This window comes from Thermoanaerobacter ethanolicus JW 200 (assembly GCF_003722315.1).
GTDB lineage: Bacteria > Bacillota > Thermoanaerobacteria > Thermoanaerobacterales > Thermoanaerobacteraceae > Thermoanaerobacter > Thermoanaerobacter ethanolicus.
The window spans coordinates 1,908,984-1,928,324 of sequence record NZ_CP033580.1; the positions used below are offsets into that span (position 1 = coordinate 1,908,984).

Consider the following 19,341-nt stretch of genomic DNA (forward strand, 5'->3'; position numbering starts at 1 on the left):
ACTAATTCCCCTTTACTATACTTGAGGCGATAATTTCACTTCCTGCTAAAGTTATATCATCAGGAACTATTTGTCCATTTGTAAAATAAGAAATTGGCCGCCCTGAATAATAAACAGCATTTAAAATGGAACTATAATTATCGGTTTCATCTAATTTTGTAAAAATTAATTTATAATCTCCTGCAAATTCATATCTTTTTATCACTTCCTTTAAATCTTCCGATTTAGTCGTAGCACTCAAGCATAAATAAGTTTCATCACAGTTTGCATATTTAATGAAGGTTTTCAATTCATTTATTCGCTTTTCATCTTTATGGCTTCTTCCCGCTGTATCTATCAAAACAGCATCGTACTTTTCAAGCTCTGGCTGAAGTTTATGAAGGTCAAAAATATTATTTACTACTTTTACTGGCACTCCTAAAATTTCCCCATAAGTTTTCAGCTGGTCTACCGCCGCTATTCTGAAAATGTCTGCTGTAACGAGCATTATATTTTTACCTTCATTCAATATCAAATTAGAAGCAATTTTTGCAATTGTAGTAGTTTTCCCCACTCCAGTAGGTCCAATGAACAAAATTTTTTTGCTTTTTTCAGTATTCAATTTTTGAGGAGGTCCCATAAAAGCCTCTATTCGTTCTTTTAAAATTTTTATTCCTTTATTATCAAGTTCATCAATTCCCTCTCCTAACAAGTGTGATACTTCCCTTTCTATCCCATAATCCATTAATCTAGAAACTAAAGTTTTTTCCTTAGTTTCTGTAACCGCTTCATTTTTATTGACTGCTATAGTTTTTATCAAATTTTTAAGTTCATTTATATCATTTTTTGTAATACTTTCTTTAGGTATTACCGGTGGGTAATCTTCTACCGCTGCTACTACTTCCACTTTACTCTTCTTAAAAAGTCCTATAATCCCTCTTTCTTTAATTTTGTTTTGATGAAGTATTACAGCGTTACTTCCCATTTCCGCTTTTATCATTCTTAAAGCTTCTTGATAATCGTTAGCAATATATTTTTTAACTTTCATTTAACCTCACCGTCCCCACCGATGTAACTTCAATATTTGGTAAAAGTTCATTATATGACAAAACAGCAATATCGGGAGAAATTTGTTCTACTAACTTTCTGAGATAAAATCGAGTTACAGGCGCTGTCAGAATTACAGGTTGTCCACCCTTTAAAGTTACCTTTTTTACTAATTCATGGATACTCTTTAAAATCCTTTGTGCCGAAGAAGGCTCCAATGCTAAATAAGAACCATGTTCTGTCTGAGTTATACTAGAGGATATTAACTGTTCAACACTCGGATCTAACGTTATAACTTCAATTTTACCACCTGCAGCATATTTATTGGAAATAGTACGAGCTAAAGCCTGTCTTACATACTCTGTTAAAACATCTGTATCTCGTATAATAGGGGCATAATCTGCTAAAGTCTCTAATATGGTGACTAAATCTCTAATAGATAGCCCCTCTCTTAAAAGGTTAGAAAGTACTTTCTCTATTTCACCTATTGTTAAAAGCTTAGGAACTAATTCTTCTATTAAGGCAGGATTTGTAGTTTTTACATTGTCAATTAAACTCTGCACTTCTTGCCTTCCTAAAAGTTCATGGGCATGCTGTCTTATAATATGAGTAAGGTGAGTAGCAATGACAGAAGGAACATCTACTACGGTATATCCTCTTGCCTCAACCTTTGACCTTTCGTTTTCATCTACCCAAATTGCAGGCAATCCAAAAGCTGGTTCTCTTTCTCGAATTCCAGAAATATCTTCATCTATTTCTCCGGCAGTCATAGCCATATACCTATCAACGTATACCTTGCCTCTGGCAATTTCATTTCCTCTAATCTTTATGACGTATTCATTTGGTTTTAATTGAATATTATCTCTTAAACGAATCATTGGGACCACAATACCCAAATCAAGAGCAATTTGTCTTCTTATCATGACAATTCTATCTAACAATTCTCCACTTGCAAGAGGAATCAATTCATAACCAAATTCCAGTTCAATAGGGTCAACTTGCAATAATTCATATACTTTCTTAGGATCTCTTATATTCTCTAACTCTTTTATGTTTTCTTCTTGTTCTTCTTCTTTTACTGTTACTTTTTGAGTCCCTGCAAATCCAAGATATGCAAACAATGAACCCATTAAGATAAGTGGGAGTTTAGGTAAAAGAGGTACTAATACCAATGCGAAGAGCAACCCAGCTGCTATTTTCAGAATTCGAGGCTGATTGAAAAGCTGCTTTATTACATCCCCTCCTAAATTTGATTCAGAAGCTGAACGAGTGACAATCATTCCAGTAGCAGTTGATATTAAAAGTGCTGGTATTTGATTTACCAAACCCTCGCCTACTGTTAAAACAGTATAAGTATTTAAAGCCCTATTTATATCCATCCCCTTCATTACCATTCCAATAATGAGACCTGCAACAATATTTATAATTATAACAATTATAGAAACAATTGCATCGCCTTTGACAAATTTACTAGCACCATCCATTGCCCCATAAAATTTTGCCTCTTGCTGTATTTCTTTTCTCCTCTCACGAGCTTCTTTTTCTGTTATAAGACCTGCGTTTAAATCAGCATCTATTGCCATTTGCTTTCCCGGCATTGCATCCAAAGTAAATCTTGCTGACACTTCAGATACTCTCTCTGCTCCTCTGGTTATGACGATAAATTGTACAATTGCAATTATCAAGAAAATAATAAATCCGACAACTGGATTTCCACCTATTACAAAACTTCCAAAGGCCTGTATTACGCCACCTGCATAGGCATTGCTTAAAATAAGTCTCGTACTCGAAATGTTAAGAGCCAGTCTCAGAAGAGTAGTTATTAATAATATAGAAGGAAATATAGAAAAATCTAAAGCATCTTTTACATACATAGTAGTTAAAAGTATTATTATAGACAAAGTTATGTTAAATATTAATAAAAAGTCCATGATAACAGGTGGTACAGGAATTATTATGAGCAAGACTATTCCTACTACAAAAAGAACCACAGTAAACTCAGAGGCTTTCAAATTATCCCTCCTATTCTCCCTTTAAGCTGTAGACATAAGCCAAAACTTCAGCTACAGCTTGATAAAGCTCTGGTGGAATCATATCTCCTATTTCAGTAGACCTATACAGTGCTTGAGCCAATGGCTTATTCTCTACTATAGGGATATTTAACTTCTTAGCTTCTTCTTTTATTCTGAGGGCGATCATATCCTGTCCTTTAGCTATCACTACAGGTGCATCATTGACATTGCTGTCATACATAAGAGCTACAGCAAGATGAGTTGGGTTTGTTATTACGACATCTGCCTTTTTTAAGTCTTGCATCATTCTTTTCATAGAAACTTGTCGCTGCTTTCTTCTTATCTCTGCTTTTATCTGTGGGTTTCCTTCTGTCTCTTTAAACTCTTCCTTTATGTCCTCTTTACTCATTTTAAGACTTGTTTCATATTCTCTCCACTGGAAGAAATAATCTAACGCTCCAAGAACAATAAGTACAATTCCTATTCTAATAGTAATTCCCAAAAGTATGTTTAAAGCGTATTTTAATATATCCTGAACTGACATATCAAGAAGCATTGGTATACCTTTATATTGAGAAGCTAAAAAAGAGTACATTATATAGAAAAGAACTGCCACTTTAGCAATAGATTTAGCTAATTCTACTAATGCTCTTTTTGAAAAAATTCTCTTAAAGCCCTCCACAGGATTTAATCTTTCGAATTTAAAGGCAAGGGGCTCGGTTGTAAATACAAAGCCTACTTGAAGATAAGTTGATGCAAGAGAAACGACAAAAATCAATAAGATTATAGGCATAATTATTGATATTGCTTGCTGCAAGACGTATGTAAACAGATTTCGTATACCTACTACGTTAAAAACATCGTCATTAGCTCCAGAATAAGTATAAAGCAAATATTTTATTAAAGCCATCATTTTTCCTAAAGAAGGCATTGCAAGTATATTTACTGCCAAAAAACCTGCTACAATTACTAAAGCAGAAGTTATTTCCCTACTTTGGAAGACTTGCCCTTTTTTTCTTGCATCTTGTCGCCTTTTAGGAGTAGCTGGTTCAGTTTTTTCTTCAGCAAACAATTGTAAATTTATTTTACTCAAAACTATCACCTTGTCATAAATTTCATCAATCTAAAAATGTCAGCATTCATTCCATTAAACATAAAATCTATAATTGTCAGGTACATCGGCAACATAATAAGCAAAGTAAAGATTCCAACAAAAATCTTCGCTGGCATTCCTATCATAAAGACGTTAAGCTGAGGTATAGTACGGGAGATTATTCCCAGAGTTAAATCTGTCAAAAGAGTTGTTAAAATTATAGGAGCACTTATTCTAAAACCTAATATAAACATATCAGAGACCATTTTTGTTAAGACTTGAGACATATCAGGTAAATTAAAGACAACTTTCCCAACAGGAATTATATCAACGCTTTTAGCCAACATTGTAAATAAGGTATAATGGCCATTCATAAGCATGAAGATAAGGATTGTCAAAATATATATGAAATTTCCCATTAAAGGAACTTGGGTTTCACTATGAATGTCTAAAATGTTTACTAGTCCAAAACCCAACTGATAATCAATTAGCTGACCGGCTAAATGTATAGCACTGAAGGATATCATAGATGCCAGCCCTATCACGAGTCCAACAATGAACTCAGATATGACAACAATAAAGTAATCTAAAACATTATTTATTTGCAAATCCACTGGTCCCATGGTATCAAAAACAATTACTGCAGCAAAAAAACCTAAACCTATTTTAAAAGTAGTAGGAACATTTTTTGTACCAAAAAAAGGTGTAAGTATAAAAATGCCAAGCATTCTGACGAAAAGTAATATAAAAACTTGAACATTTTGAAGTAAATACTGAATTATATCCATTTTACATCACTTTATAAAATTATTAATATTTAAAAACAACCTTTGAGTGTAGTTGACCAAAGTAGTAAGCATCCATGGCCCAAATAGAATTAGACTTATAAGTATAGCGACAATTTTAGGAACAAAAGATAAAGTTTGTTCCTGAATTTGTGTAGTAGCTTGAAAAATGCTAATTAAAAGTCCTACCCCTAATGCTACTGCTAATAAAGGAGTAGCAACTGTTAAGGCAATAGTTAAAGCTTCTCTTCCTATATCTATAACCATTCCCGTATTCAACTTGTTTCATCTCCTATCTAAAACCTAAAATCAAAGATTTTACAACCAGGTTCCATCCATCCACCAAAATAAAAAGTAATACTTTAAAAGGAAGAGATATCAAAACAGGTGGCAACATAAACATACCCATTGACATTAAAACACTGGCGACTACTATATCAATTATCAAAAAGGGAATGTAAATTATAAAGCCAATTTCAAAAGCAGTTTTTAATTCACTGATGATAAAAGAAGGAATGACCACTCTCATGGGAAGGTCTTCTGCATTATTTACTTTAATTTTAGCTAAACTTACAAAAAGATTTAAATCACTTTGCCTTGTTTGCTTCAACATAAAATTTTTCAATGGTTTGATAGCATTTTGATACGCTTCCTCTTGAGTTATTTTTCCTTCAGTATAAGGTTTAATAGCATTATTGTTGATATCTTGCCCCACAGGAGCCATTATATACAGAGTGAGAAACAGCGCCAAACCAATTAGCACTTGATTAGGAGGCATTTGTTGAAGTCCTAACGCGTTTCTCAAAAAAGACAGCACAACTACTATGCGAGTAAATGAAGTCATCATTATCAAAATAGAAGGTGCCAAAGTCAAAACTGTCAGCAGAAGAACTATTTGTAGGCTTGTAGCTATATTTGAAGGAGCTGTTACCGATGAAACCCAATCTCCTAAATTCATTTTTGCTCACCATCTTTTTTAGACAAATATCTGTTTTTTAGCAGTTTTAATCTCTCTATTGAAATATTCAAATTTGTCACAAAATCTTTATCATTAGTTAGAACTTTTATATTTTCTTTATTTATCTCTGTAAGATAAGTTATATTGTTGTTACTCACACCTATAAGAAAAAATTTGTCTCCTACCTTCACTATATATAAACCTTTATCTCTACCTAAAATAATATAGTCTATCACCTGTAAATTAGTAGAGCGAGTATATCTTAAAGTACTTTGTCCTATAAATCGGGTTATATAGAAAGCCGCTCCAATTACTAAAAGGAAAGCAATTAAATACCATATCAATTGAAAAACATATTCTGTGCCATTAGACACTTTAAGCGCCTCACTTCAACAATTTTTTAATAGCTTCCACTACTCTATCAGGTTGGAAAGGCTTTACGATAAAATCTTTTGCTCCTGCTTGAATTGCCTCGATAACCATAGCTTGTTGCCCCATAGCAGAGCACATTATTATTTTTGCATTGGGATCCTTTGCACGGATTGCCTTTACTGCTTGTATTCCATCCATTTCCGGCATAGTAATATCCATAATAACCAGATCTGGATTTTCTTGAAAATATTTTTCTACTGCTACAGCACCATTTTCGGCTTCTACTACACTCCCTAAATTGTTTTTTGAAATAATATCTTTAATCATCATCCTCATAAAAGCAGCATCGTCAACTATCATTATTTTGCTCACAAATGATTCCTCCTCATCTTTATTCTATATTGCTAATTCTTTTGCTTTGATGAACAATATCTATAATTCTAACCCCAAAATTCTCATCAATTACCACTACTTCCCCTTTAGCTATGTACTTTCCATTTGCCAAAATATCTACTGGCTCACCTGCCAATTTATCCAATTCAATAATAGAACCTTCACTTAATTCTAAAATATCTTTTATAAGTTTTTTAGTCTTGCCTAATTCGACAGTAATAGTAAGAGGAACATCTAAAATTAAATCTAAATTTTCTTTATCTTTTTTACCTTTAGAAGAAGAATCTTCGTCAAAGCTTTGAAAAACTACAGGACTTACATTGACTTTCTGTTCTTTCTTGGTAACTTTCCCCCCTGGTGATATATTATTAGCTGTTTCGACAATCTTTTCATCATTTTCTATTATAACATTAGAACTCTCTTCTTGGAAAGTCACTTCTGATGGTTTTTCTTCATTTTTCGACAAAACACTTTGCACTAGTTCCTTAGCAAAATCAAGAGGCAAAAGCTGCATAATTTCACTATCGATTATTTCTCCTACTTCCATTTTAAAGGCAATTTTTACTACATCGCCTTCCGGAAATGAAATATCTGTTGGCAAAGAGGCAGTAAAATCAACAACAAAAGCTTTAGGCGGTGAAATATTTATAGTTTTATTGAGAAGGGTAGAAAGGGAAGTAGCAGCAGAACCTATCATTTGGTTCATGGCTTCTCCTATTGCACTTAAATGCAGATCAGTAATTTCTCCATCTTCTACTTTTCCTTCTCCCCCCATCATCAAATCTGTCATTTTAAGTACATCTTCTTTTTTTAAAATAAGAAGGTTATGACCTTTTAGTCCTTCCGTGTACTCTACTTCAACACCCACGTAAGGAATATTAAATTCCTTTTTCAACTCTTCCCAAGATAATACTGAAACTTTTGGAGTAGTAATAGTAACTTTATTTCTCAATAAAGTATATAAAGTAGTGGCTGAAGTGCCAAAACTTATATTTCCAATTTCACCTAATATATCTTTTTCTTCTTCTGTTAATTCTTTTAAATTTGCAACTTGGTTTTCAGTAGATTCCTCCGTTAATCCCTTTAATAGTGCATTTATTTCTTCTTGTGATAAAAAGTCATTCACTTTCTTCATCTCCTTTGTAAATAACTTCTGTTATTCTTACACTGTATTTGTTATTTTTGATGCCAGGTATACCTCTGAATTTGACTTTTTTATCGATTATTATGTCTACGGGCTCTTTGAAATGTTTATCTAACATAATTATATCTCCTATTTCAAGCTCCAAAAATTCTTTTACAGTAATGGTTGTAGAACCAAGTTGAGCAGTAAGGGGTATATAAGTTTTGCTTATTTTACTCTTTATAAGTTCCGGATTTACCTTATCTTCTTTTTTCATGCTAGAAAACCAAAATTTCGTCGTTAATTTGGGTACAATAGGTTCTAATGTCAAATGAGGCATACAAAAATTCATTATTCCTTCTGTTTCATTGATTTTTATAGATAAAGTACACAAAGCTACAGTCTCATTAGGAGATATTATTTGAGCAAACTGCGAATTAGTTTCCACTCTTATTAAAGAGGGATTAATATCTAATATATTACTCCACGGTTCCTTGAAAAGTGGAAGTATTTGTTTTACAATTTTAGTCAAAAGGCTAATCTCGATCTCAGTGTAATCCCTATCCAAAAGCTCGCCTTTTCCCATTCCCCCCAAAATTCTATCAAGTATTGCATAAGTAGTATTATTATTAAATTCCAAGAGAAAAGGGCCTTCTAAAGGAGCTGCATCAATAATAGCAATGAAAACTGGATTGTTTAAAGAATTACTAAACTCATAATAAGTCAGCTGGTCAACAGAGACCACTGTAACATTTACTATTGTTCTCAAATATCCTGACAAAAAGGAAGTTAGAGACCTTGACAAATTTTCAAAAATCATTTGAAGAGTTCGCAGTTGTTCTTTTGAAAATTTATTAGGCCTTCTAAAATCATAATTTCTTATCTTTTTACTTTTAGTTTCTTCTGCTTTTTCAATTTCTTGGACATCTAACCCACCTGAACTAAAAGCTTTTAATAGTTCATCTATCTCGCTCTGCGATAATATTTCAGCCAAAAGCCCCCCTCCTCCCTATTGAACAATAAATTCATCAAAATATACATTTACAATTTTTCCTTCACCTATTATTTTATTTATCTCATTTTTTATATCGTTTTTTAACTTCTCCTGTCCTTCAGGCCCTTCCACATCTTGTTCTGTTTTTCCTCTTAAAATTTGGATTATCAAATCTCTAATCTGGGGATTCCTCTCTTCTAAGGTTTTTAAAATATTTTTATCTGCAACTTGCAACTCTATTGTTGCCTTGACAAATTTTCCGTCTCCCTTTAAATTAGTTATAAATTCTCCGCCAGGAGAGTAATTATAATAGGTGATTTCTTTAGGTTTGTTAGTAAATGCAAAATTATTAAAATATACGAAAGCAATACCAAACGATAAAACTGCCGCAACTACTGCTATAAGAATCGTCTTTGTATTCATTCTAACACCTCTTTAGTGAAAATTTTTTGCTTATATTCTATGACTCTTTGTATAATTTCCTCTGGCGTTTCTTTTACAACTATTTTTTTACCAGTGGTAAGGCTTATGACCGTATCTGGTGTTCTCTCTATGAATTCAATTAACTCAGCGTTGACAATGAATTCTTCATTATTAAGACGGGTAACATAAATCATAATTTTCCTCCATTACATCTGCTGGGCACAAAGCCCAGCAGACTATAATTATCTCTTCATATTAACAAGGTCTTGCAATATTTCATCAGAGACAGTTATAACTTTCGCATTAGCTTGAAAACCTCTTTGAGTTACAATCATATCTGCAAATTCATTAGACAAATCTACATTAGACATCTCTAAGGTTCCAGGATTTATAGAGCCCCTTGTACCTGTACCAGCTGCTCCTATCATTGGTTCTCCTGAGTTTACTGTATTAATAAACATGGTATTTCCTATCTTCTCTAATCCCATGGGGTTTTGAAAATCTGCAATAGCAATTTGCCCAATTATCTGTCGGCGACCATTGGAATATATACCTGATACAACTCCATATTTGTCTATGTTAATGCTCTCCAAAGAACCCGCTTCATTTCCATTTTTACTAAGTTCTCTCAAATCGGTCTCACTTGAGAACATAGTAAGTTTTGAAAGGTCAAGTGAAACAGGACCAATAGTTGCGTTTGTCATATTACTATCCATATTAAAAGTCAGGGTACCAGTTGCAATTCTATTTCCACTTTGATCTGGCGCAATTTTCCCCTCAGAATCAAAAGTAAGAGTACCTGTACCATCGATAGATGAAATTGCTGGATCAGAAGAGGATACTTTCCAATCCCATGAATTTGCCCCTTTTCTAGTAAAAGTAATTGTAGCTACATGACTTCCTCCTTGAGAATCATATACAACGATATTATAGCTTATATCTGCATCTATTGCTGTTGAAGCATTTAGATTTCCTCCTATTTCTAATTGTGTAGTCGCTACCGGGTCTATGCTTGACCAATTTTTAAGGCTTATTGGCACTAAATTTCCTGTATCAGTGTTTACTGTTTTCCCATCTGTTGACATCCAACCCAAAACTTTATATCCATCAGGTGTCACTAAATCTCCATTAGAGTCAAAGCTAAAGTTTCCTGCCCTTGTGTACAAATTTGCTCCTCCATTGGAGACAATGAAAAATCCATTTCCATCAATTGAAAGGTCTGTAGGATTATCTGTTCTTTGAGCACCGCCTCTTGTAAACAACGTATCAATTGAAGCTATAGCTACTCCCAGACCAATCTGTTGAGGATTAGTTCCACCGCCATTTCCTTGAGGCGCAGAAGCCCCTTTTATCGTCTGACTAAATATTTCTTTAAAAGTCATTCTGCTGGCTTTATATCCAACAGTGTTGACATTTGCTATGTTATTTCCTATTACATCCATCCTTGCTTGATGAGCTTTCAACCCTGAAACTGCAGAATACATTGACCTTAACATTTTTTCTCCTCCCTTTATTTTCGGTGCTGCTCGCTTTCTCTGTCAGTCAAAAGCGATAAGCCCCCTCGTTAAGGTCCGGCTTAAATTATTACAGCACCGTCTATATTTGTAAAAACACTATCTTTTAACATTTCTCCATCCATTGCCGTTATAACCGTCTTAGACTTTAAATTTACTACAAAGGCTTTGTTATCTATTATGATTAGAGAATCCTTTATTCCTTTTTGGTTAGCTTTGTTTACTGCCTCCAAAAGCTTTTGATATTCTTTCTGCGTAATTTTAACATTTCTCATTTCCATCCTCATAAGTGAATGCTTTGAAAATTTTAGTTCATCAATTTTTTCATTTAAAACTTCTTTGAAGGCTGTAGAAGTCCCATTGTTACCTGCTACTCTCTGGGCTAAGTAATTGACATTTAGGTTTTGAGGGATTTTCACTATCTCAGACATTTTATCACCTCATTCTGAAACAGCTGTCACAGCATCCACTGGCACATCTATGCCGTTCACTTGTAAAAAGTATTCTCCATTTTGCTTATAAACAACATCTACTTTTCCTGTCACAGTTTGAGAATTCCCATTATTGTCAGTAATGGTAGCATATATATTTTTGCCTATCAAATTTATAGCTCTTACCGCATTAAAGCTACTATTCATGTTTTGCATTTGTTCTAACGTTGAAAACTGTGCCAATTGTGCAATAAATTCTCTATCATCCATTGGATTTAAAGGATCTTGATTTTTTAGCTGGGTGACTAAAAGTTTTAAAAAATCATCCTTTCCCAATTGGTCTTTTGATGTTGTTACTCTGTTAGTGTAAACAGTTGTAATATTGTAATTGGTATTTATATCCACAATATTCCCTCCTTTCTACGCTTTTACGTCAATATGGTCTTGTGAAATCTGATAATTTTGTTGTGGCAGATCTATCTCTTCTGTTTGTGGAAGTTCATAAACTAAGTAATTGACATATCCTTTTTGCATATTTTGCTGCTTTGATGCATCGTTAAAACCTTGCTGGCCATTGTATTGAGAAGTAAATTGCATATTTTTGTCTACTGTCACATTAAAACTATCTATTTTAATTCCTTTTAAATCTAACTGACTATTTAAAATTGCTAAATTAGATTCAATCTGATGTTTTAACTTCTCGCTGTCTGTTATTATGGTAGCGATGATGTTACCATCTATAGATTTAAGGTTAATTTGAAGTTTCCCTAAAAATTCTGGTTTTAATTGTATACTAATAGTCGAAGAAACTTCATTTTTTGAAAGAATTACGTTGTTTATTATTTGGTCAAAAATTTGAATTTCAGGTTTTTGATGGAATTTAGAGTTTTGTTGTATTAATTGATTATCAAAGATTTTTGTGTCGTGTTTTAAAAATGCAAAGTCATTTTGTTGAAACGACTGATTTTGCTCAAAATCTCCGTCTTTCTTAATTGCAAAGAATTCGTTATTTGAATTTGATGGTAAATTTTTTGATTTTGTACTGTTATCCTTACTGACTGTACTCAAAAGACGCTGTGAATTTAATTGAGTCAAATTCTCATCTTCTTCTTTAACTTGTGTCAAATTATTTTTTCCTTCTTTAGCATTAGAGGATTGTAAACGAGAAACGTACATATCTGATTCTTGTACTTTCGCAATTTCCCCATCAGGATTTTTATTTTTATAGAGACTTAAAATTTCTTCAAAATTGCCGGTTTTAATAGCGTTAGCTATTGTATCTGATTGCAATTTGATGCCGAAGTTTTTCTCTAAAAGTTGGCTAATTTTTTGAGAGATTTTGTCAATATCCAAATTTTTGCCTTGAAAAAAATTCTGCAGCAGTTGTCCCACTTCTTTTTGAAAAACTCTAACCAATTCCTGAGAGCCAACTGACTGTTGTTCGCCCTCCCTCATTTGTCCTGTTACGTTTAAAGTATTTATTAAGTATTGCAGCCAATTAAAAACATCTTTAATCAGCGTATCTTCTATATCAGCAAATTTTGCATCTTGACCTTCTTCGATGTTTTTATCTTTCTCGATTTTGGAGGACAGAGTTTCACCATTTTCTTTAACAGCTAACTGCAATTGTTGATTTAACACTTTTGAAAATTTAGGAGGACTATCTCCTTTGGTAGCTAAGTTTTTTTGTGAATTTGTAGCTGCTTTGATTCCATCAGGTTTTACATTCACTACTGCAAATGGCAACAATTCAGTATCAAGTAGTATTCCACTCAATCCCTCTCACCTCCTTTCTAAGGAATCATTGTAGCATTTTTTAAAAGAATATTAGTTATTTTAGCTGCTTTATCTGCTTTTAATGACTCTAATATTTTTGATGCACTGTCTTTATTCATGTAACTTAATATTTTTATTACATCTTCATCTGACATGTTGTTAAGAATTTGAGCTGCATTTTGAGGGTCCATGTTTTGATAATAAGTAGCTATATCTTTTAAACTAGCTTGCTTATTTTCTAACTGTTGTTTTAAAGTACTACTTTCATTCTGTATTTTCTCTAATTCTGCTTTTAAAGCATTAATCTGGTCATCTTTTTCTTTTAACTTAGCCTCATAGTCAGCAATTTGTTGTTCCTTTGCTTTTAATTCATTAGTAAGTTTTGCTATTTCTGCATTTTTGTCCTGGACTGATGGCTGAGAAATCAAGCCTTTTAAAATCGGAACTTTTGATAACTGTTTTGTTAGATAGGTTTGACTTCCCCCTATATTAAAGTAAATTATCGCAGCCATGCCCCCTATAATCACCAGCAAAAGTATTAAAAATATTAGCCTCGTTTTTGGCCGCTTTTTCACTTGTGTTTCTTCATTTTGCATATGGTTATCCTCCTAATAGGATTTAGCTACTCTAAAACTTATCTGCTCATCTATCACCTTATTTTGCTCTAAGTTCAATAGATATTGATATTCAGTGAATTGCTTTTCTCTTAAATTCTCCAATGCCTTTTTTTCTTTAGAAATCTTTAAAAGATTTTCTCTTACTAAGTCAGCATCTTTTTCTAATTTTTTTATAAGATTTCTCTTGTCTTCAATCATCTGTTGTATTTTTCTTACATAAGCATCAGACTCGGCTATTTTAAGAGCTGTAGTCCCTTTACTTATTTCATCTTTTCTCTCTTCTAAAACCTCATTGAGATGCTTAGTCAGATTATGTAATTTTTCTTTTTGTAAATTTATTTCTGCCATAATTTTAGACAATCTCTCTTTTTCTATCTTCTCTGACTGTTCTTTTAAATTTAATACCGGCTGCAAATTAAATTCAAATTTTTTCATGTTTATCACCTTTTAATAGATTCGTATAAAAGTTGTTTTGTAGTTTCAAAGTCATAAGATTCGTCTATTCTCTGCCTTAAGAAACTATTCATTTTTTCATTTAGCTCAATAGCTTCATCAATTTTAGGATTACTGCCAAAATTATATGCTCCTATATTTATTAAATCCTCCGCTTCTGTGTAAGTCGCCAAAATATCTTTAAACCTCGCTATTAGTTCTTTATGTTCTTCTGTAATTATGTCATTTATCACCCTGCTAACACTTGCTAATACATCAATAGCAGGATAATGGTTTTTATTAGCCAGTTTCCTTGACAAAACTATGTGCCCATCGAGTATACCCCTTACTGCGTCAGCAATTGGCTCATTCAAATCATCCCCATCTACTAGCACAGTGTAAAGAGCTGTAATAGAGCCTTTTTTAGAACATCCAGATCGCTCTAAAAGCTTAGGTAAAACTGAAAAGACAGAAGGAGTATAACCTCGTGAAACAGGAGCTTCCCCTATAGAAAGCCCTACTTCTCTTTGAGCCATGGCAAAACGAGTTACTGAATCCATCATCAAAAGAACATCTAACCCCTGGTCTCTAAAATATTCAGCTATAGCAGTTGCAGTCATAGCGCCTTTTACTCTTATAAGAGCTGGAGTATCAGAAGTAGCTACTACAACTACAGATTTTTTTAAACCTTCTTCCCCTAAATCTTTTTCTAAAAATTCATTTACCTCTCTTCCTCTTTCTCCTATAAGAGCTATTACATTTAAATCAGCTTTAGCATTTCTTGCCATCATACCTAATAACGTACTTTTTCCTACACCACTTCCTGCAAAAATACCAATTCTCTGCCCTTTGCCGCAAGTAAGTAGTCCATCTATCGCTTTTATACCAAGAGGAATGACTTCTCTAATTCGCTTCCTTTCTAAAGGATCAGGCGGCACATTATTAATAGGAATAGATTTTTCAAATTTTATCGGTCCTTTGCCATCTATAGGATTGCCCAAACCGTCTAATACCCTTCCAAGAAGTTCATTTCCTACGTTAATTCTAAGTGTTTGACCTGTAGCTATCACTTTGCTGCCTGCTCCTATTCCCTCCATATTCCCTAAAGGCATGAGATACACTTTTTCTTCTTTAAAACCTACAACTTCTGCCAAAATTGTATTTCCGTTAATAGTCTTGATATTACATATTTCTCCTATGTTGGAAAGAGGCCCTGTACTTTCGATTGTTAATCCTATTACTTGAGAAACTTTTCCATAATATTGAATTAGCCTTTTTTCTTGAAGAACTTTTTTATATTTATCTAACATATTACTCATTTAGCACACCCACAAATAAGTTTTTTAAAGCTTTAAGTTGTGTACTAACACCAGAGTTTATCACTCCAGAATTTGTTTCAATTACACAATCTCCTTTTTTTAATGATAAATCTTTTAAGATATTTACATCATCTAAAAACTCTATGTCTTTAAGAATTTTGTCTTTGTTTTTAATACAGTGTTCATAATCCTCTTCACTAACCCTTACCGTGACTTTGTCAAAAGCATTGTAGTTTTCCATTCCTTTTTTGATGAGGTTCAATATTATGTCTTTGTCCTCTTCCACATATTTACCTACAATTTTTTCTACCGCATGCAAAATTACATTTACAATATCATTTTCTGCTTCTTTATACATTCGTTGTTTTTCTTTAATAATCTCTTCTTTAATAGTCTTTGCTTCTTCTATTATAGCTTTAGCCTCTTCTTCTCCTTTTTTGTATCCTTCTTGATATCCTGCAGTATATCCAGCTTGATAGCCCTTTTCTTTATACTCTTCTTCAATCTTCTTAGCTTTTTTCTCTACTTCTATTAAGATTTTTTCTACATCTTCCTTAGTCTTCCTAAGTATCTCTTGCTGAACTTGTCTCGCCCTTTCTATTATTTTCTTTGCTAAATCCGCACTTTCTTTTTTTATATCCTCTCTTTGTTCTCTCAATTCAATTACTTTCTCCACTTTTTCTTTGTAATTGCCATTTTCCACAATTCTTAAAACCACGGGAGAGGAAAGATTTATTTCCCGTTGCTTATATATCCTATACAATAATTTCGTCCCCTCCTCCTCGTGATATTACAATCTCTCCTGCATCTTCTAATTTTCTTATGATATTTACAATTCTTTGCTGTGCTTCTTCTACATCTTTTAATCTTACAGGTCCCATATATTGTATGTCTTCTTTTATCATATCAGCAAGTCTCTTAGACATATTACTATAAATAACTCTTTGAACTTCCTCACTGGAACCTTTAAGTGCAAGAGCAATATCGTGATTGTCTACTTCTCTCAATACTCTCTGTATAGATCTGGAATCCAATGTAACAATATCTTCAAATACAAACATCCTCTTCTTAATTTCTTCTACTAACTCAACATTTATAGTCTCAAGAGTATCCAAGATATTTTTCTCTGTACTCCTATCTACAGAATTTAGTATATCTACAATTGTCTGAATACCGCCTGAAGAAGTATAATCTTGTGTAACCAAAGAAGATAGTTTTCTTTCTAAAATCCTCTCAACTTCTTTTACTACTTCAGGAGAAGTGCTCTCCATTGTCGCTATTCTCATAGCCACTTCTGCCTGTAAGTTTTCAGGTAGTGATGATAAAATTGCTCCTGCTTGTTGAGGTTTTAAATAGGACAAAATCATCGCAATAGTCTGAGGATGTTCGTTTTGTATAAAATTTAAAACTTGAGATGGATCCGCTCTTCTTATAAAATCAAAAGGCCTTACTTTTAAAGAAGAAGTCAATTTATTGATAACTTCAAAAGCTTCTTGAGCACCTAAAGCTTTTTCTAAAACTGCTTTTGCATATTCTATTCCACCTTCTATTATGTACTCTTGCGCTACGCACATGTTATAAAATTCATCTATAACTTTTTGCTTCTCTTCAGGAGTAAGATTTCGTATACTAGCTATTTCCAAAGTTAATTGTTCAATTTCATCTTCCCTTAAATGCTTATATATTTGAGCTGAAAGGTCAGGGCCTAATGCAATCAAAAGCATTGCGCTTTTTTCCCTACCTGTAAGTGCACCTCTCGCCACAATACCACCACCTACTCTTCATTAAGCCATGTCCTAATTACCTGCACAACAAGTTCTGGCTTTTCTTTTATAAGTCTTTCTATCTGTTTTTTCTTTTCGTCCTTCTCAGAGAAATCTATTTCTTCGATAGGTTCTATAGGTTCTACAGTAGCTAAGACCTCCTGTTCAGCTGTAGTTAAAGAGGTTTCTTTTTTCTTCCTTCTCATCATAATAAGGAATAGTCCGCCTCCTAACACTAAAGCTGCTAATATAGCCCATACATACACTGGTACTCCCTTTGAAACTTTTGCCTGCTGCTGCATTGTCTTTAACAGGTCTTGGTTAAATTGTATTCCTTGAACCGATACTTTTACAAGAGAATCCCCTCCTGCAGCTTTTGTAACCAAGTCAGCAATTTGCTGTTTCATAGAATTATTAAGATTTTGATTTACAACAACCGCAACAGAAATACTTTCAATTTTCCCTTGAGCTTGAACAAGACTTGTCTTAATTTGATTTATTTCATAATTTATAGTAGTTTCTGTTCTACTGTAATCAGAAGTACCATTACCAGTCGTTGAAGCTACAGGAGGATTATTTGACGCAGTACCTGGTGAGCTTCCACCTTGTGTACCTGTGGCTTTTTCTTTAAGCTCTTGTATACTCCTTACAATTCCTTTATTGTCATTCCCTTGAACAGGCAAATACTCTATAGTATCCTGCGTCTTTTTATCAAAATTTAAAGTAACATTTGCTCTTACAACTACATTACCTGGTCCAAACATTTGTTCTAACAATGTTTGAAGGCTGTTTTGTAAGTCTTCTTGAACTTTTTTTTGAAGAGCAAATTGAGTATTAGCATTTTCAGCAGTAGTATCACTTTCTGCAGTTAGAATTTTACCATTATTATCAATTACAGTAACATTTTCAGGTTTTAAACCTTCTACGCTCTTAGATACAAAATCTATGATTCCCTTGACTTGCGAAGAGGATAAAGTCACACCTGGCTTTAAAGTTAGCATCACAGCCGCTGTAGCTTGATTAGTAGTATTTGAAAGTACAAAGGCATTTTGATCAGGTACTACGATATTGACAATAGCATCTTGCACTCCATCTATAGTTTTTAGAGAATTTTGTATTTCATTTTGTAGAAAATACAAATACTTTTGTCTTCTCTCTTGGTCTGTTGTAGCAAGGGAGTTATTCATAGCGTCTTGAAAGCTAAATCCCCCTTGTGGGATTCCTTCTGTAGCAAGTTTCATCCTCACCTCATCTTTGTATTGTGCAGGAACTAAAATTGTCGTCCCATCGTTCGATATTTTATATGGAATCTTGAATTCGGTTTTTAATTTTTCAACTACCGCTCCTGCATCTTTTATACTTAGATCTGAATATAAAACTACATAATTAGGCCTATTAACTATGTAAACTAATAAAGAAATGCCTATAAAAAGTAAAATAGCAATAATTCCTAACTGTATCTTTTGTTTCTTATCAAACTTATTCCAAAAGTTTGTCAGTTGTTCTCTAAAATTGGCAATGAAGTCTGGCATTAATTCACCTCATTTCAATTAAAGACATTACAATGGCATTCTCATTATTTCCTGATAGGCCTCCAGCACTTTATTTTTTATTTGAATTGTAAGCTGCAGTGCAATGTCAGCCTTCGCAGCATCTATCATCACTTGATTTATATCGTCAATTTCACCAGTTACAAGTTTTTGGTCATTTTTCATTGCCGTTAACTGTAAATCATTTACCTTGTTAAAGGCTTCTTTTAAAAAGTCGCTAAAAGTATCTATTTTACTGCCATTCTGTGTTGCTTCTAAAGTGCTATCCAAAGTTACTGGATTAACCGGTGTTATTTGATTAACCATTTATGTCTACCCCCTACCGATTTCTAAAGACTTTTGAAACATAGCTTTTGAAGCATTAAAGGCTGTTACATTGGCTTCATAAGCACGAGTAGCAGAAATCATATCTACCATTTCAGAAACAATGTTTACATTTGGGTACTCTACATATCCATTTTGGTCAGCATCAGGATGTCCAGGGTCATAAACTTCTCTAAGAGGAGTTTGGTCATCCTCAGCTATTTGTACAACTTCTACTCCTTTGCCACTGTATTTACCTTTAACTTTATCTAGAATGCTTTCGAAACTGTCAGGTTGTATTTCTTTTAAAACCACTAATTTTCTCCTATAAGGCCCTCCTTGAACTGTTCTTGTAGTATTTACATTAGCTATATTTTGGGCAATTATGTCCATTCTAAGTCTTTCCGCCGTCAAACCCGAAGCACTTATATCCATAGAACTAAATAAGTTCATTGTA

The 19,341-nt window shown here is 33.3% G+C and carries 24 protein-coding genes; all 24 read right to left on the reverse strand.

The genetic code is table 11. The features are described from left to right. Window position 1: 1 nt before the first annotated feature. Window positions 2–1,027 carry a flagellar biosynthesis protein FlhF gene (locus EB239_RS09580; RefSeq protein WP_003869155.1) on the reverse strand — a complete coding sequence of 342 codons (1,026 nt, stop codon included), beginning with the start codon at window positions 1,025–1,027 and terminating at the stop codon, window positions 2–4. After that, entirely contained in the window at window positions 1,017–3,038 is a 2,022-nt protein-coding gene (flhA, locus tag EB239_RS09585; protein ID WP_003869156.1) for a flagellar biosynthesis protein FlhA, read from the reverse strand. The genes EB239_RS09580 and flhA overlap by 11 nt, the downstream gene beginning before the upstream one ends. A gap of 10 nt (window positions 3,039–3,048) precedes the next feature. Beyond that, a complete protein-coding gene (gene flhB / locus EB239_RS09590; protein ID WP_003869157.1) occupies window positions 3,049–4,140 on the reverse strand; it encodes a flagellar biosynthesis protein FlhB in 1,092 nt (363 codons plus the stop codon). Then, window positions 4,137–4,919, reverse strand: coding sequence for a flagellar biosynthetic protein FliR (fliR, locus tag EB239_RS09595; RefSeq protein ID WP_003869158.1), 783 nt, complete (start codon window positions 4,917–4,919; stop codon window positions 4,137–4,139). The genes flhB and fliR overlap by 4 nt, the downstream gene beginning before the upstream one ends. Window positions 4,920–4,925: 6 nt before the next feature. Then, entirely contained in the window at window positions 4,926–5,195 is a 270-nt protein-coding gene (gene fliQ / locus EB239_RS09600; RefSeq protein ID WP_003869159.1) for a flagellar biosynthesis protein FliQ, read from the reverse strand. Between the two features lie 13 nt (window positions 5,196–5,208). Further along, window positions 5,209–5,874: a flagellar type III secretion system pore protein FliP gene (fliP, locus tag EB239_RS09605; RefSeq protein WP_003869160.1), complete on the reverse strand. Its 666-nt coding sequence runs from the start codon at window positions 5,872–5,874 to the stop codon at window positions 5,209–5,211. Continuing rightward, window positions 5,871–6,248, reverse strand: coding sequence for a flagellar biosynthetic protein FliO (fliO, locus tag EB239_RS09610; protein WP_003869161.1), 378 nt, complete (start codon window positions 6,246–6,248; stop codon window positions 5,871–5,873). The genes fliP and fliO overlap by 4 nt, the downstream gene beginning before the upstream one ends. Before the next feature lie 10 nt (window positions 6,249–6,258). Continuing rightward, the gene (locus EB239_RS09615; protein ID WP_003866715.1) at window positions 6,259–6,618 is read right to left on the reverse strand and encodes a response regulator; all 360 of its coding nucleotides are present in this window, start codon (window positions 6,616–6,618) and stop codon (window positions 6,259–6,261) included. A gap of 19 nt (window positions 6,619–6,637) precedes the next feature. Next, a complete protein-coding gene (gene fliY, locus EB239_RS09620; protein WP_003869162.1) occupies window positions 6,638–7,765 on the reverse strand; it encodes a flagellar motor switch phosphatase FliY in 1,128 nt (375 codons plus the stop codon). Further along, the gene (gene fliM / locus EB239_RS09625) at window positions 7,758–8,756 is read right to left on the reverse strand and encodes a flagellar motor switch protein FliM (protein WP_003869163.1); all 999 of its coding nucleotides are present in this window, start codon (window positions 8,754–8,756) and stop codon (window positions 7,758–7,760) included. Before fliM ends, fliY begins: the two co-directional genes overlap by 8 nt. Window positions 8,757–8,771: 15 nt before the next feature. Further along, window positions 8,772–9,179, reverse strand: a complete 408-nt coding sequence (locus tag EB239_RS09630; protein WP_003869164.1) for a flagellar basal body-associated FliL family protein — start codon at window positions 9,177–9,179, stop codon at window positions 8,772–8,774. After that, window positions 9,176–9,373 carry a flagellar FlbD family protein gene (locus EB239_RS09635; RefSeq protein ID WP_003869165.1) on the reverse strand — a complete coding sequence of 66 codons (198 nt, stop codon included), beginning with the start codon at window positions 9,371–9,373 and terminating at the stop codon, window positions 9,176–9,178. The genes EB239_RS09630 and EB239_RS09635 overlap by 4 nt, the downstream gene beginning before the upstream one ends. 48 nt (window positions 9,374–9,421) lie before the next feature. After that, the gene (gene flgF / locus EB239_RS09640) at window positions 9,422–10,675 is read right to left on the reverse strand and encodes a flagellar basal-body rod protein FlgF (protein ID WP_003869166.1); all 1,254 of its coding nucleotides are present in this window, start codon (window positions 10,673–10,675) and stop codon (window positions 9,422–9,424) included. Between the two features lie 80 nt (window positions 10,676–10,755). After that, window positions 10,756–11,124, reverse strand: coding sequence for a TIGR02530 family flagellar biosynthesis protein (locus EB239_RS09645; protein ID WP_003869167.1), 369 nt, complete (start codon window positions 11,122–11,124; stop codon window positions 10,756–10,758). A gap of 9 nt (window positions 11,125–11,133) precedes the next feature. Beyond that, window positions 11,134–11,529 (reverse strand): flagellar hook assembly protein FlgD, encoded by a 396-nt coding sequence (flgD, locus tag EB239_RS09650; protein ID WP_003869168.1) that lies wholly within the window; start codon window positions 11,527–11,529, stop codon window positions 11,134–11,136. Window positions 11,530–11,544: 15 nt separating this feature from the next. After that, window positions 11,545–12,900: a flagellar hook-length control protein FliK gene (locus EB239_RS09655; RefSeq protein WP_003869169.1), complete on the reverse strand. Its 1,356-nt coding sequence runs from the start codon at window positions 12,898–12,900 to the stop codon at window positions 11,545–11,547. 17 nt (window positions 12,901–12,917) lie between these two features. Further along, window positions 12,918–13,496, reverse strand: a complete 579-nt coding sequence (locus EB239_RS09660; protein ID WP_003869170.1) for a MotE family protein — start codon at window positions 13,494–13,496, stop codon at window positions 12,918–12,920. Between the two features lie 12 nt (window positions 13,497–13,508). After that, window positions 13,509–13,952 (reverse strand): flagellar export protein FliJ, encoded by a 444-nt coding sequence (fliJ, locus tag EB239_RS09665; protein WP_003866705.1) that lies wholly within the window; start codon window positions 13,950–13,952, stop codon window positions 13,509–13,511. A 5-nt stretch (window positions 13,953–13,957) separates the two neighbouring features. Beyond that, entirely contained in the window at window positions 13,958–15,268 is a 1,311-nt protein-coding gene (fliI, locus tag EB239_RS09670) for a flagellar protein export ATPase FliI (protein ID WP_003869171.1), read from the reverse strand. Continuing rightward, window positions 15,261–16,031, reverse strand: coding sequence for a FliH/SctL family protein (locus EB239_RS09675; protein WP_003869172.1), 771 nt, complete (start codon window positions 16,029–16,031; stop codon window positions 15,261–15,263). Before EB239_RS09675 ends, fliI begins: the two co-directional genes overlap by 8 nt. After that, the gene (gene fliG / locus EB239_RS09680; RefSeq protein ID WP_003869173.1) at window positions 16,024–17,031 is read right to left on the reverse strand and encodes a flagellar motor switch protein FliG; all 1,008 of its coding nucleotides are present in this window, start codon (window positions 17,029–17,031) and stop codon (window positions 16,024–16,026) included. Before fliG ends, EB239_RS09675 begins: the two co-directional genes overlap by 8 nt. Before the next feature lie 11 nt (window positions 17,032–17,042). Next, window positions 17,043–18,563, reverse strand: coding sequence for a flagellar basal-body MS-ring/collar protein FliF (fliF, locus tag EB239_RS09685; RefSeq protein WP_003869174.1), 1,521 nt, complete (start codon window positions 18,561–18,563; stop codon window positions 17,043–17,045). A gap of 27 nt (window positions 18,564–18,590) precedes the next feature. Continuing rightward, window positions 18,591–18,887, reverse strand: a complete 297-nt coding sequence (fliE, locus tag EB239_RS09690; protein WP_003866700.1) for a flagellar hook-basal body complex protein FliE — start codon at window positions 18,885–18,887, stop codon at window positions 18,591–18,593. 6 nt (window positions 18,888–18,893) lie between these two features. Continuing rightward, window positions 18,894–19,337, reverse strand: a complete 444-nt coding sequence (gene flgC, locus EB239_RS09695; RefSeq protein ID WP_003866699.1) for a flagellar basal body rod protein FlgC — start codon at window positions 19,335–19,337, stop codon at window positions 18,894–18,896. Between the last annotated feature and the right edge of the window lie 4 nt (window positions 19,338–19,341).